Origin of the sequence: Mesobacillus selenatarsenatis SF-1, from assembly GCF_000813125.1 — a bacterium.
GTDB classification, from domain to species: Bacteria; Bacillota; Bacilli; order Bacillales; family Cytobacillaceae; genus Mesobacillus; species Mesobacillus selenatarsenatis.
In genome coordinates this window covers 33,094-47,769 of the sequence record NZ_BASE01000066.1, presented here as the reverse complement: position 1 = coordinate 47,769, position 14,676 = coordinate 33,094, and the positions used below count along the sequence as shown (strand labels likewise).

14 protein-coding genes and 1 riboswitch are annotated in these 14,676 nt (G+C 41.9%); of the genes, 4 read left to right on the top strand and 10 right to left on the bottom strand.

Annotation, left to right across the window (positions count from 1 at the left end; all coding sequences use genetic code 11):
* Positions 1 to 204 precede the first annotated feature (204 nt).
* Entirely contained in the window at positions 205 to 1,134 is a 930-nt protein-coding gene (locus tag TY49_RS13570) for a DMT family transporter (protein ID WP_041966455.1), read from the bottom strand.
* A 225-nt stretch (positions 1,135 to 1,359) separates the two neighbouring features.
* Here TY49_RS13570 and TY49_RS13565 point away from each other — a divergent pair, with 225 nt between their 5' ends.
* A complete protein-coding gene (locus TY49_RS13565) occupies positions 1,360 to 2,682 on the top strand; it encodes a DUF3238 domain-containing protein (RefSeq protein ID WP_041966454.1) in 1,323 nt (440 codons plus the stop codon).
* A gap of 39 nt (positions 2,683 to 2,721) precedes the next feature.
* Here TY49_RS13565 and TY49_RS13560 read toward each other — a convergent pair whose 3' ends face one another.
* Positions 2,722 to 3,111, bottom strand: a complete 390-nt coding sequence (locus tag TY49_RS13560) for a thiol-disulfide oxidoreductase DCC family protein (RefSeq protein ID WP_041966453.1) — start codon at positions 3,109 to 3,111, stop codon at positions 2,722 to 2,724.
* Between the two features lie 130 nt (positions 3,112 to 3,241).
* Positions 3,242 to 4,447: an NAD(P)/FAD-dependent oxidoreductase gene (locus TY49_RS13555; RefSeq protein ID WP_041966452.1), complete on the bottom strand. Its 1,206-nt coding sequence runs from the start codon at positions 4,445 to 4,447 to the stop codon at positions 3,242 to 3,244.
* 195 nt (positions 4,448 to 4,642) lie between these two features.
* Between TY49_RS13555 and TY49_RS13550 the strand changes: the two genes are divergently transcribed.
* The gene (locus TY49_RS13550) at positions 4,643 to 5,392 is read left to right on the top strand and encodes a YqcI/YcgG family protein (RefSeq protein WP_041966451.1); all 750 of its coding nucleotides are present in this window, start codon (positions 4,643 to 4,645) and stop codon (positions 5,390 to 5,392) included.
* 25 nt (positions 5,393 to 5,417) lie between these two features.
* On the opposite strand, the gene TY49_RS13545 is transcribed toward TY49_RS13550, so the two are convergent.
* On the bottom strand, positions 5,418 to 5,990 hold the full coding sequence (locus tag TY49_RS13545) for a cysteine hydrolase family protein (protein WP_041966450.1): 573 nt from the start codon (positions 5,988 to 5,990) through the stop codon (positions 5,418 to 5,420).
* 150 nt (positions 5,991 to 6,140) lie between these two features.
* Between TY49_RS13545 and TY49_RS13540 the strand changes: the two genes are divergently transcribed.
* On the top strand, positions 6,141 to 7,559 hold the full coding sequence (locus TY49_RS13540; protein ID WP_041966449.1) for a vWA domain-containing protein: 1,419 nt from the start codon (positions 6,141 to 6,143) through the stop codon (positions 7,557 to 7,559).
* Positions 7,560 to 7,587: 28 nt separating this feature from the next.
* On the opposite strand, the gene TY49_RS13535 is transcribed toward TY49_RS13540, so the two are convergent.
* A complete protein-coding gene (locus TY49_RS13535; protein ID WP_041966448.1) occupies positions 7,588 to 7,881 on the bottom strand; it encodes a hypothetical protein in 294 nt (97 codons plus the stop codon).
* Between the two features lie 57 nt (positions 7,882 to 7,938).
* Here TY49_RS13535 and TY49_RS13530 point away from each other — a divergent pair, with 57 nt between their 5' ends.
* Positions 7,939 to 8,856 carry a DUF2785 domain-containing protein gene (locus tag TY49_RS13530; RefSeq protein WP_052442189.1) on the top strand — a complete coding sequence of 306 codons (918 nt, stop codon included), beginning with the start codon at positions 7,939 to 7,941 and terminating at the stop codon, positions 8,854 to 8,856.
* 70 nt (positions 8,857 to 8,926) lie between these two features.
* Here TY49_RS13530 and TY49_RS13525 read toward each other — a convergent pair whose 3' ends face one another.
* From TY49_RS13525 to TY49_RS13505, 5 genes are all read right to left on the bottom strand, one after another.
* Positions 8,927 to 9,472 (bottom strand): hypothetical protein, encoded by a 546-nt coding sequence (locus TY49_RS13525; RefSeq protein ID WP_041966447.1) that lies wholly within the window; start codon positions 9,470 to 9,472, stop codon positions 8,927 to 8,929.
* Between the two features lie 70 nt (positions 9,473 to 9,542).
* Positions 9,543 to 10,496 carry an ATP-grasp domain-containing protein gene (locus TY49_RS13520; RefSeq protein WP_041966446.1) on the bottom strand — a complete coding sequence of 318 codons (954 nt, stop codon included), beginning with the start codon at positions 10,494 to 10,496 and terminating at the stop codon, positions 9,543 to 9,545.
* A gap of 30 nt (positions 10,497 to 10,526) precedes the next feature.
* A complete protein-coding gene (locus TY49_RS13515; RefSeq protein WP_041966445.1) occupies positions 10,527 to 11,576 on the bottom strand; it encodes an LLM class flavin-dependent oxidoreductase in 1,050 nt (349 codons plus the stop codon).
* Positions 11,577 to 11,718: 142 nt separating this feature from the next.
* A riboswitch (SAM riboswitch) is annotated at positions 11,719 to 11,824 on the bottom strand.
* Between the two features lie 82 nt (positions 11,825 to 11,906).
* Positions 11,907 to 13,088, bottom strand: coding sequence for an LL-diaminopimelate aminotransferase (locus TY49_RS13510; protein WP_041966444.1), 1,182 nt, complete (start codon positions 13,086 to 13,088; stop codon positions 11,907 to 11,909).
* A gap of 159 nt (positions 13,089 to 13,247) precedes the next feature.
* On the bottom strand, positions 13,248 to 14,519 hold the full coding sequence (locus TY49_RS13505) for a YjiH family protein (protein WP_084135478.1): 1,272 nt from the start codon (positions 14,517 to 14,519) through the stop codon (positions 13,248 to 13,250).
* Positions 14,520 to 14,676 lie beyond the last annotated feature (157 nt).

The following is a 14,676-nucleotide window of genomic DNA, read 5'->3' as shown; positions in this document are numbered from 1 at the left end:
GCCCGCGGCTTCCTCTTGTTTTGTCCGAAGTTGCATTGAGTTCAGACAAATTTCCGGCAGCGTCCTCTTGTTTTGTCCGAAGTTGCCTTAGGTTCAGACAAATTACCCGCGGCTTCCTCTGATATTTTCTGAAGTCCTACTCTGCCAACAAAATTTAATTCGTTAAACCAAATAAAGAGCCGCCAACCTTGGCGACTCTACTAATTAACTATTATTTTCCTTAACAACTTGTCCTTCAATTGACGCTTTCTTATCGCCAATCGATAGCCAGGTGACGAATATGAGCATGATCATCGCACCCATCAGCTGGACGCTTTGGAGCATGGTATCGAACCATATAACTGAAATGACCATAACGGTTAAAGGCTCGACACTTGAAAGAATGCTCGTTTCGACAGCGGTGATATAGTTCATGCTGCTTAAGAATAGAAGGAACGCCAGTGTGCCAAAGAAAATCAAGATGACCATGATAAAAATCATCCTTGGCTGAGCTATAATAAGCCATTCATTGCTAAGCCAAACTCGGTTGATTACTCCAAGAACAATGCCTCCGAATAGCATACTCCAACCTACGATTGCCAATACGCTCCATTCCTTCATCAAGCGTGCCGGGTAAAGTGTATAGAAAGCAAACGTAAGACCCACCGCGACTCCCCATAGCAATGCCGTCGGACTTACAAGCAAACTGCTAATCGACCCATTCGTCAATAACAGGGAAAGCCCGGCCAATGTACCCCCAATGCCCAGCATTTGATAGCGTGGCGGCCATTTTTTATGATTAAAAGAAACATAGAGGACAACAAAAATAGGAGCCGAGAATTGCAGCAATGTTGCCACTACAGCATTGCTCGCTTCAATGGCCATCGTAAAAGTGTACTGTAACCCTACCATCCCAAGAATGCTGAAAATAATCAGCTGATTCCGCCAGTAAGGCGTCTTCACGACTGTGAAAATATCCTCTTTTTTAATAGCCAGGAACGTCAGGATGCTGCTTCCAGCAATAATCATCCGGATCGTCAGGATAAAAGGAACCGACAATTCCGTATTAGCGAGCACCCACTCGGTGATCGAACCAGTCATCCCCCAAAGCATGGCTCCAATGACAATCATAAGTATTCCTTTTAACCGTAACATCGCGAACGCTCCTATCGTTTGTTAGGCTTGTAAAATGTAAAGTTCCTAATCTAATTAATTAAATATTATATTAGCATACAAATCACAAAAGGAATCCATAAATAGATAGTGAAGTTCTACTAATCCTTATTTTACCACCCCTTTCAGCATATCAATTCTATTAAAATACAGTAACTTTGGGTAAATAATTGTCAGGCTAGTAAAAAAACTAAAGGTGGTGGATGCATGAACAGTCAAACTCAACTAAAAACATTAAAAACAACACGGACTGGAAAGTTTTTACCGATTGCCGCACTTGGCATCGCAGGAACTCTTTATGCTGTCAATCTGAATCGCCGGCGAAAGACTGCCGCTTCCTCTCACTCAAGGATGCTAAAAAATATCGAACAAGACGCCAAACAAATCAAACTGGAATGGAAGGGTCCCAGAAGACCATACCGTGTGTTCAGAGGCGAGGAGCTGATTTACGAAGGATTAGAGCCAAAGCTGGTGGACCAAAATCTTGTTCCAGGTACCCTTTACACTTACTGTATAGAAGCCCTTGATGATCATGGCAATGTAGAGGTTAAAATGCGAATCCAGACAACTACATCAGTGGATCTCAAGGAAAGAGACAATATTCTTGAGGATTTACTGATTACAACGATTGTTACCCATGGCCAAATCGGTTTTGAATGGGAACCGATCGAGGGTGTTTCAGAGTATAGTATTTTCAGGAATGGCATTAAGTTGGAAACAGTAACTTCCTGTGCTTTTACCGATAAAAATATCAATGATGACGATGATTATAATTACACCATCAAGGCCAGACGTCCTTTGCAGCGTTCGGACAAGATTAAATGGGAACTTAAATCAGTTGTCGCCAATGCGGTGGGCGCTATCAAAAAAGATTCTTCCACTGAGATGGCTGCTGATGAAGAGTTTACTATCACTAAAAGGATTGGACCTCTTAAGGACTTGTTGAAATCTCCCCAGGAAAGCAAACATAAAAGCGGCAACTGGCAGCTAAGATACACCACATTTTTAAAAGAAGAATGGCTTAAAAATCCGAATGCTGCATCTGAGGACCAGATTTTTAAAGGAGATCACCGCACATTTGATCCTGAGTCATCGGAATTCAGGACAAGAAGCGATGTATTTATCGACACTGACAATCCATCTGCCCTTTTGAGTAAGGCTACCGGTAACACGGAAGCATTCACGAAGAAGCATGAACAGTTAGAATCCGCGAGCGCCTCTGACGAAGGAATCCAATTGGAAAAGGTGCTTACAGAAGACGACAGAGTTCAATTTCACCTGAATCATTCTGTCAGCAATCCGCTCGTCGTTTCACCTGCCATTGATTATCATGTTTGCGGAACCTTCTATAAGGACAACGAATTCGATTTAGTTGGCATTCATGACCAGGCACCAGAACATGAGATTTACCTTAAAGAACCAGGCACGGACGAGTGGCAAGTCATTCATCAGGCTCACAGCAAAGGCCTTGAAATGATGGCAGACCCGATGGCCAATCATTACTGGCGTTACTCTACTTTCACTAACTAAAAAAACGGAAAAGCTGACTGCCAGCTTTTCCGTTTTTTCTTATAAAAATCGCTTCCGCACATTCGGCGGCGGCAGCATACAGCTTTCCTTCTGGCCGAACCATTTGTATCGGTTCCTGGCGATGAAGTCATACACAATATTCCTGATTGGAGCTGGAACGACCATGAACACATATAGAAGCTTCCAGGCCCCATGCAAATGGCGGCTGATCCTCAGGGCAGCGGACGACTTATAATAAACCTTATCATTCTCAATTAAAATCATGCTGTCCACATCGTCACGTACATGATACTTTTTCAGCAGTTCCTGTCCCGCTTCACTCTGCAACGAAGCAAAGTGGAACGTTTCATTTGGATCACGATTCAGAATAAATTGGACACTCGCATCACAAAAGTTGCAAACACCGTCAAATAAAATGACAGGATGCATGGAACATCCCTCCTTACACTACCTACTTTTATATTAACATTTATCCTCTTTGTTCAAAATGAAACAAAGGATCAAACACAAAAAAATGCCGGCAGCCGATTTATAGACTGCTGGCAATTGAGATTTATTTTTACATGATGCCCTTAAGCATTCCTTTCCAATACATGACAGGAAGAATATTCTTCTTTAGTACATACATGCTGAAACGTTCTTTTGATTGATCGAATGGGAAAGTTTCAGCTGGTTTATTTTCATAGAGGAATTCAGCCAGAACCAGCTTGTTGTAGCCAGTAATGAGCGGACAAGAAGTATATCCATCGTACGTATTTTTCAGCGGTTGGCTTTTCATAACACTCAGTAAGTTCCCTGCTGCAACAGGTGCCTGCTTCCTGATTGCCGCGCCGGTTTTGGAGGTTGGAAGGTTCGCACAATCCCCGACGCCAAAAACATTTGAATATTTCCTGGACTGGAGTGTTGAAGAATCCACGTCTACCCAGCCCCCTGCATCAGCCAATTTGCTCTTTGCTATGAAATCAGGTGCAGACATTGGCGGAACAACATGCAACATGTTATAAGGGATTCTTTCCCTTTCTCCTGTCCCTGAGTTTTCAAAGACTGCAAGTTTATTAGCTGAATCTACTTCGATTAAGTTCATTTTATATTTAGTAGTAATCCCTTTCCTTGCGATGACTTTTTCAAGTGTATTTGCGTATTTCTTCACGGCAAAAATACTGTCAGATGCCGAGGCGAAAATAATTTGGCTTTTGTCTCTGACGTCTGCTTTTCTGAAGGCATCGTCTGCGAGGTACATGATTTTCTGTGGTGCCCCGCCACATTTGATCGGTGTGTTAGGGTGCGTGAAAATGGCATTGCCGCCTTTGAAATTTTGGATACTTTCCCAGGTGGAATCAACATAATCGTATGAGTAATTGCTGCAGACACCATCCTTGCCAATCGCTTCCTTTAATCCTTTGACTTTGTCCCAGTTGATCTGGATGCCTGCCGCCATGACGAGGTAATCATAGTGAATTTTTGTGCTCTTTCCCGCCGTTAGAGAGTTTGCATCAGGATCAATTGATGTGACGGCTTCCTGAATCAAGTCGACACCATCTGGAATGAGCGACTTCTGTTCCCTTTCCGTGACTTCCTTCTTCACTGCCCCAGCTCCAGCCAGAGTCCACAGAGGTTGGTAATAATGCTTTTTGGCCGGGTCGACAATTACAATTTTCTCTTTTAATTCCGGTGCCCCTTTTACAAGCCGGGCCGCTACAGAAATACCAGCAGATCCTCCACCCACGATTACAACTTCGTATTTCACCTCGTACACCTTCCCCATGAATAATTATATTTTCTTATATACCCTTGCAGGTATTACTATTACCACTATGAAAATTATAATAAATTTTTCTGAATATTTCAATTTATTTTTCTTTAAATCATGATACTCCGGTTGGCCGCCCAATTGTACGGGGACATCTATCCTACCCTCCCTGCTTTGAATATATTGTAGAAGCTATTGGAGGTGACTATGATGAATTGCTTGTATACACATGGTTCCTCGCCGCGGGATCAACTGCTGAATTGGGAAAAGCAGGCACTTGAGAGATTTTTCGCTAAAATGGGTGATAAGGAAAAGCCTTTTCCCTGCATACCGGCAACGATTGGCTTTTCTACAAATCAGCTTCGTTATGGATTTGTTGGCGATCCAAGAAAACTTTCTACAATAAATGAACTTGCAGATCTTTTGACAAACTATACAGAGGTGTCAAGGCAGATTGGCAACTACACATCATTGATTGTATTTTACGAGACACCAGAGTCCATACAGGAAGAGACCGTAGAAAAATTTGAACAGTTATTCTGGAAACACTTAAATGGACTTAGTACCTTAGATACGTTCGATTGGCCAGAGGATATACCCACAGACCCGCATAATCCAATCTGGGAATTTTGTTTTAATGGTGAAAAATACTTTATGTATTGTGCAACCCCTGCACATAAAAACAGGAAAAGCCGACATTTTGACGTGATGATGCTCGCGATCACGCCGAGATGGGTTCTGCAGGAATTTAACAAGTCGCAAAGCTTTGCCGAGAGAATTAAGACTCAAGTAAGAGAACGGCTTGCTAAATATGATACCATTTCAATCCACCCTGACCTGAACACATACGGGGCTGAAAATAATTTTGAATGGCGCCAGTATTTCCTCCATGATGATGACACTTCTTTAACGAAATGCCCTTACCATAGGGTTCTTAAATTTCTAGGAATCGACAAATAAAGCGCAGGATGATGGCGCCTGCGCTTTACTGTTGTTTAAACTGACTAATAATTTCATTGGTGGTAATAATGGTTGCAAACTCCTTTTGCAGCATCGCCAATTCATTTTCCTGAATCGAAGCCGCTGTATGGCGAACTCCCTTATGATCCGTTATTTCAAAGGCAGCAATCGCGTCAGACACCAGGAAGGTATTGAAGCCAAGATTACCGCTCATTCTTGTTGTTGTAGAAACGCAGTGCTGCGTAGATAATCCGGTTATAACCACTGACTTTATTTGTTTCTGCTTTAAGTACGCTTCCAGCTCGGTCCCAATGAAACCGCTGTTCACATTTTTCGTAAAAACAATTTCCCCATCCATAGGCTGGATGATTTCCTTAAATTCAGTCCCTAATTTGTTTCGATGATGCAAAGGAGACGCTGGGTCGAGCGACAGATGCTTCGTGTAAATGACATGCCCCTTCCTGTTTCTCCATTCCGTTAAAAGTCGGGCCATATTTCCCTCAGCTTCAGGATTGTTCCTAGTACCCCAATATGAGTCGTCGAAGCCTTTTTGAACATCCAAAATAAGAAGCCCAGGAAGCTCAAGCAAATTATTCATCATATACCTCCTTACTTATTTCACATTCTTTGTCAGTTCAAGGTTTTTTACTCTCTCTATCATGGAAATTACTTCAAATCTTCTCACTAATCATGGTAAACTCTATGAAGATGTTTTTTACATAGCGAAAACTTGATGAGGAGGATTTTTGTGAAACGGTATTCGCTTTTATTATTCTTAATCACTTCGCTCGCATTATCTGCGTGCAGCAGTGATGAACCGGATGAAGAAGTTGTAGCCGAACAACCGGCTAAGGAAGTTGTCAAAAAAGAAGAAACAAAGCAGAGTAAATTTGAGCACTTGAAGAATATAAGTTTAGAGGTTACAGAGGAAAGCCTGATGGCATTGAAGTCTGGATCAATGATGGGTGATTTGAGCTATGAAAAGGATATAGAAGATATAGGTTTCAATACACCGGAATTGGACCCCGAGCTAAAAAATATGCTACCGGCGAAACTCGAAGAACTTTCTAATCAGACGGATGATTTGGAAACCATTAAAAAAGGACTTGTTTCCATGCTAGCCAGTCCGCATTATAAAGAAATTATCGAGAATGCCAGTGCCTATGAACCACATTTCGAAGAGCCTTTCCTGCCAGACCCGACAAAAACTGATGGCGGAGAGGAAACAAAACCTGCTGAAAAAGCGATCATTCTCCTTGACGCAAGCTCAAGCATGCTTCAACAGGCTGACGGACGTGTCAAAATGGAAATCGCGAAAGATGCCGTTAAAAGTTTCGCGAAAACCATCGGCCAGTTCAGTGAAGTCTCACTTTTAGTCTACGGGCACAAAGGATCCGATTCAGATGCTGATAAGGGAGTTTCCTGCTCAGGAATCGAAGAGGTGTACCCAATGGGTAAATACGCCAAGGAAGAATTCCACGGAGCAGTCGATTCCTTTGAAAGCAAGGGCTGGACTCCACTTGCTGGCGCCATCCAAAAGGCCGGTGAGATGAGCAGCAGCTATGATGGCAATACAACGATTTACATTGTCAGCGATGGCGCCGAAACCTGTGACGGCGATCCTGTCCAGACCAGTAAGGATTTGATTGCAAAGAACACTGATAGTTCGGTAAACATCATCGGATTTGATGTAGATGGTGAAGCGGAAAATCAGTTAAAAGCAGTTGCTGAAGCTGGAAACGGAGAATACTTTAAAGCCGACAACCCTGAGGAATTAAAAAATACAATCCAATACGAGTGGCTCCCTTCCACCCTCGACCTGGCGTTTGCTTTTACGATGGCACCAGACGGATGGGATATGGTAGCGGAATATAAAATAGCCGATAAATATCCGCTGGAATTATGGACCGTCGGAAGGAAAGAAGCACACCGAATCATCGACGCAGCCGCCATCATGTCAGAGAATGGCTGGATTACCGATGAACAATATTCCGAACTAAGAGATTGGGGCTTCGAACGCAGCGAAGCCATGAAGGAACTGCATTATGCCATGAGCAAAACCAACCGCGAAAAAGCCGACACCGAAAGCAAGGAAATCAGGCAAAGAGTCGACGATTGGGTAGCGAAAATGAAAGAATTGAAGAAAGAGCGCGGCGATACGTGGTAAAAAAGATGGTCCTATCGGGCCATCTTTTTTATTCAATCACCATGCCATGCTGAGTCTTCATAAAATTAATCTCCTTGTGTTGCTGCGCATGCTCGTAAATTGCTTTAGAGACCACAATTCTTTTCCCATCAAGCTGAATCCAGTATTCCCGTTCCTCGGTAAAATTCCCATAGAAATTCTTGGTTGTAATACCTACCCCTTTATCCTCCACAATCCCTTGTGCAGAATCCACCTTAAATTGAAAATAGAGGTAATCCTCATACGCGAAAGACAAAAGGCCAATGCAGCTTATCCAAATTATGAAATATAGTATTTTTTTCATCAATATCACCTATATTTAGTGTGCGGTGAATTAGAAAGATCTACTCCGGAAAATTGGTTGGTAGGTAATATTTTCAAGCAGGTAAAATATGCTAAAATCAATATGATAACTCAAGCGAAGGATGAGTATGAACTGATGACTGCTGAACAATTAAAGGTAGTATTAAAAGAATTAGATTTTAAAAAACCTGAAACGATTAAAAGCAAGGATCTTGATCAGCTTATTATACAGATGGTTGAGCATATCGGCTCAACTGAAGCGCAATTAAGGGACAAACTGATTTATACTTCGTTTTATTATTTTACGAAAGATGGTTATTTGAATCATAAGCAAATGGAATATTTAATCGAGACATGCCTTGACCAAAAGCACTTATTTTTAGGCATCGGTTCGACGAATGATGATTCCGTATTTACGAGGGCATTTTCAACGCTAGTCATAGCTCTAATTTTAGACAGGGATCGTGAAGAACAATTCCTTTCGGAAGAGATGGCCCTTAAAGCCATAGAGAGCAGCATTCTATACTTACAAAAAGAAGAAGATACGCGAGGCTACGTCGAAGAAAAAGGCTGGGCCCACTCTATAGCACATGGTGCAGACTTATTGGCTGAGGCAGTCAAACATCCGTTATTTGATCTTGCTTTAGCAAGCGAATGCCTTAATACAATCGGCGGTTGCATCTTGAAAGACACAGCCTATGTCGATGAAGAAGATGAGCGGCTAATTTATGCTGTAATAGCCCTACTAGAAAAAGGGATGGATGAAAATCTATTAAAAGAGTGGATTGCGAATCTATCAAAAAAAGTAACGGATATCAAAAACAAAACTGGATATACACCCTATTTCTTTCGGAAAAACACGAACTTAAATCAGTTTATAAAATCGTTTTATTTCCGCCTACTGTTTTTGAACGACGGTTTTCAAACGAGACAGGAGATTGAAGGTATACTAAAATCTCAAATCATCGCTGACTAAGATTTTTTTGGTGAGTCGTTAACTGTAACTACTAAAAAAGAACGCAAAACTTTTTGCGTTCTTCTCACCGTTATAACATTTGATTGGCCAATGCAATAGTGTCTTTCTTCGACTGCTCTTCTGAGATACTCGGATTGTAATAGCCAACACTATAATAGATTCCATCCCTTTCAAAAACGAGAGTTCCTTTCATATAATCTCCTACCGTCCCACCAGCTAACTCAACTTCCTCCCCTGGACCTTCTGCATATTCAACTTTAAAATTATGGACAGTGATTAAGAAAATGATTTTATCCTCTTTGTTTTTTGAAAAACTCTCAAAATTGACTCGTAACTCTTTCCCGTCGTGCTTAAAATCTTCAATGGTCATTTTCAGCGGCATTGCCTTAAATGGAAAATCTTTGGGTGGGTTTACTTCAAATGGCAATGCATCTAATCCTACTTTTAGAGATGGTACATTATATAGAATGGGAATACTTTTCAATTGTTCCTCGGTGGCATTCCCAGTTGGTTCAACTTTCTCAATTTTACTAGTATCGAGCGCTGCATTTTGTTTTTGCTGGCAGCCGAAAAGCAGTAACACAAGAATTAAAGGAATAAACGCTAACTTTTTCATCTGATCTCCCCCTTACGTTTTAATACGGAGGAATCTCAGGAAAGTTTCAAAATTTATCCAAATTTATAAATTATTTTGTCACAACCCCATACTCCGCAGCCAGCTCTTCTCCTAAAAACTTTGCCAGCTGCATCATGCCGAACTTCCCAGCTTTTGCTTCAGCATCAGAATTATAATTCGTATTTGTATTGATATCGTAAGTGAAGATTTCACCTGACTCATTTTTGATGAATTCAATTCCAGCAACATTAATATTATTTGCTTCTAGTACTCTCTTATATTGATCAATGATTGGATCACTAAATCCTTCGATAACCTGGAATTTTGGCTTCTCTTCAACTTCTTCGCCAACAGGGCAGAAAAGGTCCCCAATCTGGCAGGCATCAGCCGGACATAGTTCAAATCCTTCAGATGTATCCACTCTCACCGCATAAACAAACTCGCCGCCGACAAACTCGCATCTTGTTATATAGCTATCCGGGGATTGGATATATTCCTGAATAAGCGTCACACCATCGACAGGTTCTTCAAAAGAAGGTCCCTCAACATATGCCTTCAGTGCTTCAATCGATTGAAATAGCTGAACGCCAAGACCTTTTCCTGCCCGATTGTGCTTAGTTATAAATGGTATCCCGTCAAATTTCCTGGCTGCCACTAGTAGCTGTTTTTTACCCACAGCCGCAATTGTTCTTGGAGTCCTTACTCCATGCTTGTTCAGCTCAAGATATTGCTTAACCTTGCTTACCTCCAGTTCAAGCGCGCGAGATCCGTTGAATACTTTCCGGCCGTGGATCTCAAGCCATGATAATACCTGAGCTGTATATTCAGGAGCGAAACGATGGCCTCTTGTGTGAGACGAAGCGCTCATTCTGCTATAATAGATACCTTCAGGAGGTTCTTTCGACAATTCTAGCAGCCCCTCGTCTAGATGCCATTCTTCATATGGAACTCCCAGCTCTTCCAGCCGCTTTGTCAAATGGACTGTCCATTCGCTATTTTCATGGATGATGTATACTTTGCTCATTATTCCTTCATCTCCTTAGTCTAATATCTATCAAACAATCACTTGCTTCCTTTTTTCCTCAACAAGCGGCATTACCTGACTAGCAAAGCGTTTCATTTCGTCTAGCTGCGGAGAGAATTGCAGCAACAGCAAACCCAATCCGGCTTCTTCATACTGTAAAATCCGCTCGGCAATTTGCTCCGGAGTGCCAACCAAATTCGGTCGCAACCCTCTGTTGGATACTGAATAATCCTGCAGCTGGATTTGCTGTTCAAGCTGAGATTTGCTCGTAAAATCTTTAAAGCCTGCATAGGCACTGGATTCTTTAACATCCGTAATACGTTCCAATTCAGCAAATGCCTCCTCATCGGTATCCCGGCAAATGACGTATGCGGCCATTCCGAACTCTGACAGATCAGGATTTGACGTAGCAGTCCTGCGCGTCTTCATATCTGTTATTTTTCGATGTATTTCTTCGACTGTCCCACCATGCATGACATAGGCATCGCATTTTTCAACAATCGTTTGCTTTCCCTTTGGACTTTCCCCGCCAGCATATAGAATTGGATTTGGACGCTGAACAGGTTTCGGGAACAACTTTGCATCCTTTAGCTGATAAAACTTACCTTCATAAGTATAGCTGTCTTCACTCCATAGTCCTTTTAGTACATCAATGAATTCAGTAGTACGATCATATCGCTCATCATGCTCGGTAAAAATCCCGCCGTACTGGCGTGCCTCTTCCTCCCACCATGCTGAAACTACATTAAGGGTAAAACGCCCTTTGCTGATTTGGTCTATATTCGCCGCCATCTTTGCTGTGACTGCAGGATTATGGAAACCGGGTCTAACTGCAGCCATAATTTCTATTTTTTCAGTAACAGAAGCCAGAGCAGCAGCCGTAGTCCATGCTTCAAGGGAATCGTGCTCAGGACCTTTGATATCATTTAGATATAACTCTGCTATCAAAGTGGTAGAGTAGCCCCATTGTTCTGCTGATTGAATCACCTGCTTCGCATAATCGAAGGTAGGCGGCATATTTTCATCCTCTACATTCCTAAGCCATCCGCCAAAAATCGGCAGCCAAAAGCCATATTTCATCCTAATCTCTCCTCTGCATATTTAATCACAACTTAACCAACCTGTTAAGTTGGTTTTAAAGAAAAAACAATAGAGACTCATAAATAAGCCTCCTAATAACAAAAAGCTCCCTTCTTAAAGAAGAGAGCCATATCATACTCTCTTCTCATCTTTCAGACTTAATCGTCCGCAGGAATTGGCACAGTATTCAATCAGAACCTGTTGCCGAGGTTTCGCAGGGCCTTTCCCTCCACCTCTCTTGATAAGAAGACAAAATTATTAAGTTTTAATTCGTTAAAGTGATAATATTCCAAATTCATTTAAAAGTCAATTCGTTTATCGAAATATATTTTAAATTCCGATTGGAAAGCCTGACAAGAATTTATTTACCCGCTGAGAGGCTTCCATTAATCTTTCCGGCGGCTGAACCATAGCGATTCTGACATACCCTTCGCCTTGCTCGCCAAAAGCGCCACCAGGAACGACGGCAATCCCTTCCTCATCAATTAGCTTGAAGGCAAAATCCCGTGATTTCCAGCCGGCAGGAATTTTTGCCCACACAAACATCGTTGCAGGAGAATTGGCCACTTGCCACCCACTGTCCCGAAACCCTGATACTAAAGCATCTCGCCGTGCTTCATACTGCTTTAGCTGATCCTTCAGGAAAGAGTAATCAGAAGTCAGTGCGGCAATCGCTGCTTTTTGGATTGGGTAAAAGATTCCGTAATCGATATGTGATTTGAAGGAAGCAAGAATACTGATAACCTGTGCATTTCCAGCAACGTAGCCAATACGGCATCCTGCCATATTGAAAGTTTTCGAGAGCGAATTGAACTCAACCCCCACTTCCTTAGCACCCTGAACAGATAAGAAACTGATTTGCGGGTTATTATCATAAATCAATTCAGAATAGGCGAAGTCATGTACGACCAGGATGTTATGTACTTTGGCGAATTCGACAACTTGTTCAAAAAAACTTCGGTCAGCGAGTGCAGTGACAGGATTTCCGGGATAGCTCAAGATCATCATTTTCGTCTTTTGTAAAACTTCAAGAGGAATTTCATTCAGCTGCGGAAGGAAATTATTTTCCTCCAGCAAAGGCATAGGATAAATAGTTCCTCCTGCGATAGTTACGCTAGCTTCATAGATTGGGTATCCCGGATCTGGAACCAGTACATAATCACCAGGATCAATGATCGCAGTAGCAAGATGCGCAAGCCCATCCTGGGAGCCCATTAGCTGTAGTACCTCACTATCAGCTTCTAGTTCAACCGAATAACGCTGCTGGTAAAAATATTTAACAGCGTCATTAAATTCACTAATTCCCTTTAACGTGTATCCGTACTTCCCTGGATCCATCGAATATTTTGCAAGCTCCTCCATAACAAAAGAAGGCGGCGCAAAATCTGGACTCCCTATACTCAAGTCAATCACATCTTTCCCATCCATCAAGGCAGCCTGCTTACGGTCAACCACTTCCTGAAAAATACTTGATGTCATTTTTCTAATCTTTTCTGATCCGTAGAGATTCATGGTCATTCCCCTTTACCGTTCATTTACTTCATGCTGTGTTTTTTGAGATTGATTGCTCTGAATTTTAAAAATATAAATTCGATTATAACAGTTTCGCTTTATCAGTTCTAGAAAAAAATAAAAATGAGCTGCAAAGCAGCCCACTAAATAACTTCCATATCAAAACAAAAGATGTGCAATCGGTGCTACTATGATGAGCGTCAGGATGGTCCTCTGTATCCAGATGACTACCAATTTCCGCAGGCTGATTGGTATTTCTGTCGACATAATGCTTGGAATCAGCGCGGAGAAAAAGATAATAGCTGAAACAGAAACAACGCCGATGACAAACTTTGTGATCATTGGAGCTTCTGTTACAAGCAAAGCAGGCAGGAACATTTCGGCAATTTCAATAGCGGATGCCTTCGCTGCCAGCATTGGCTCTGGAATCTGGAGAATCAATGTGAATGGATAGAAAATGTAGCCAATAAGATCAAACACTGGGGTGAATTCTGCTAAAACAAGCCCCAACAATCCTACAGACAGAATCGAAGGCAAAATTCCCATCGTCATGATAAATCCATCTCGCAAGTTATCCAGTATGTTTTTGCCAAGAGAAGGTGCTTTGTTTGATGCGCTCATAGCTCCAGTCCACGCCGTTTTCAAGCGATTTTCAGTCACTGGTTCCTCAGGTACACCTTTGCCCTCATAATATTCATCACTAACCGTTCGTAGAGGGCGCAACCTGACCGTGATAGCGGTTACAAGAAATGTAACGAAAAGCGTAGTCCAGAAATAGGTATTCCATACTTCCATTAATCCTAATGTTTTCGCAACTACAATCATAAACGTCGCTGAAACGGTAGAGAAACCTGTTGCGATAATAGTGGCTTCTTTTATAGTATACTTGCCTTCCTTGAACACGCGGTTGGTGATCAGAAGGCCAATCGAATAGCTTCCTACAAAGGAAGCAACAGCGTCAATCGCAGCCCGTCCTGGTGTCTTCCAGACAGGCCTCATGATTGGCTGCAATAATACGCCAAGAAATTCAAGCAGTCCATAGCCAACTAGCAGCGCCAAAAATACAGATCCGATTGGCACGAGGACACCAACTGGTATAACGAGCTTTTCATACAAGAACGGCCCCATGCTTGGTTCAAAGAGCCATGCTGGCCCGACCTTCGTCAGTAGCATCAACGCTACTACTACTCCTAGTACTTTTAGCAAAGAAAAAACGATAGTCGTCGTATTTTTGTTCCACGTTTTTCTGTAAAAAGGATAAATGGCTCCCAATAAAATAACAATGAATGCATAATACGGAACGGCTGCAGAAAAAGTGGTATTAAACCAAGTAACTAAGTGATCGAGCGGGATTGATGATTTTTCTCCAACAGTGATCGGAACAAAAAACATGAAAATGCCAATCGCACTAAATACGAAAAACTTTATCATACTTAGGGTTGATGATGGTATTTCTGGCTGTTTTCCGGTGTTTACTTCAGGGGTGTTCTGCACATAATTTCCTCCTTTATTTGATTATTCAGATTATTTGTAAGAGAGGAGCATTCTTATGCTCTTCTAGTTACAGATAGGAGTGGTACCTATATAA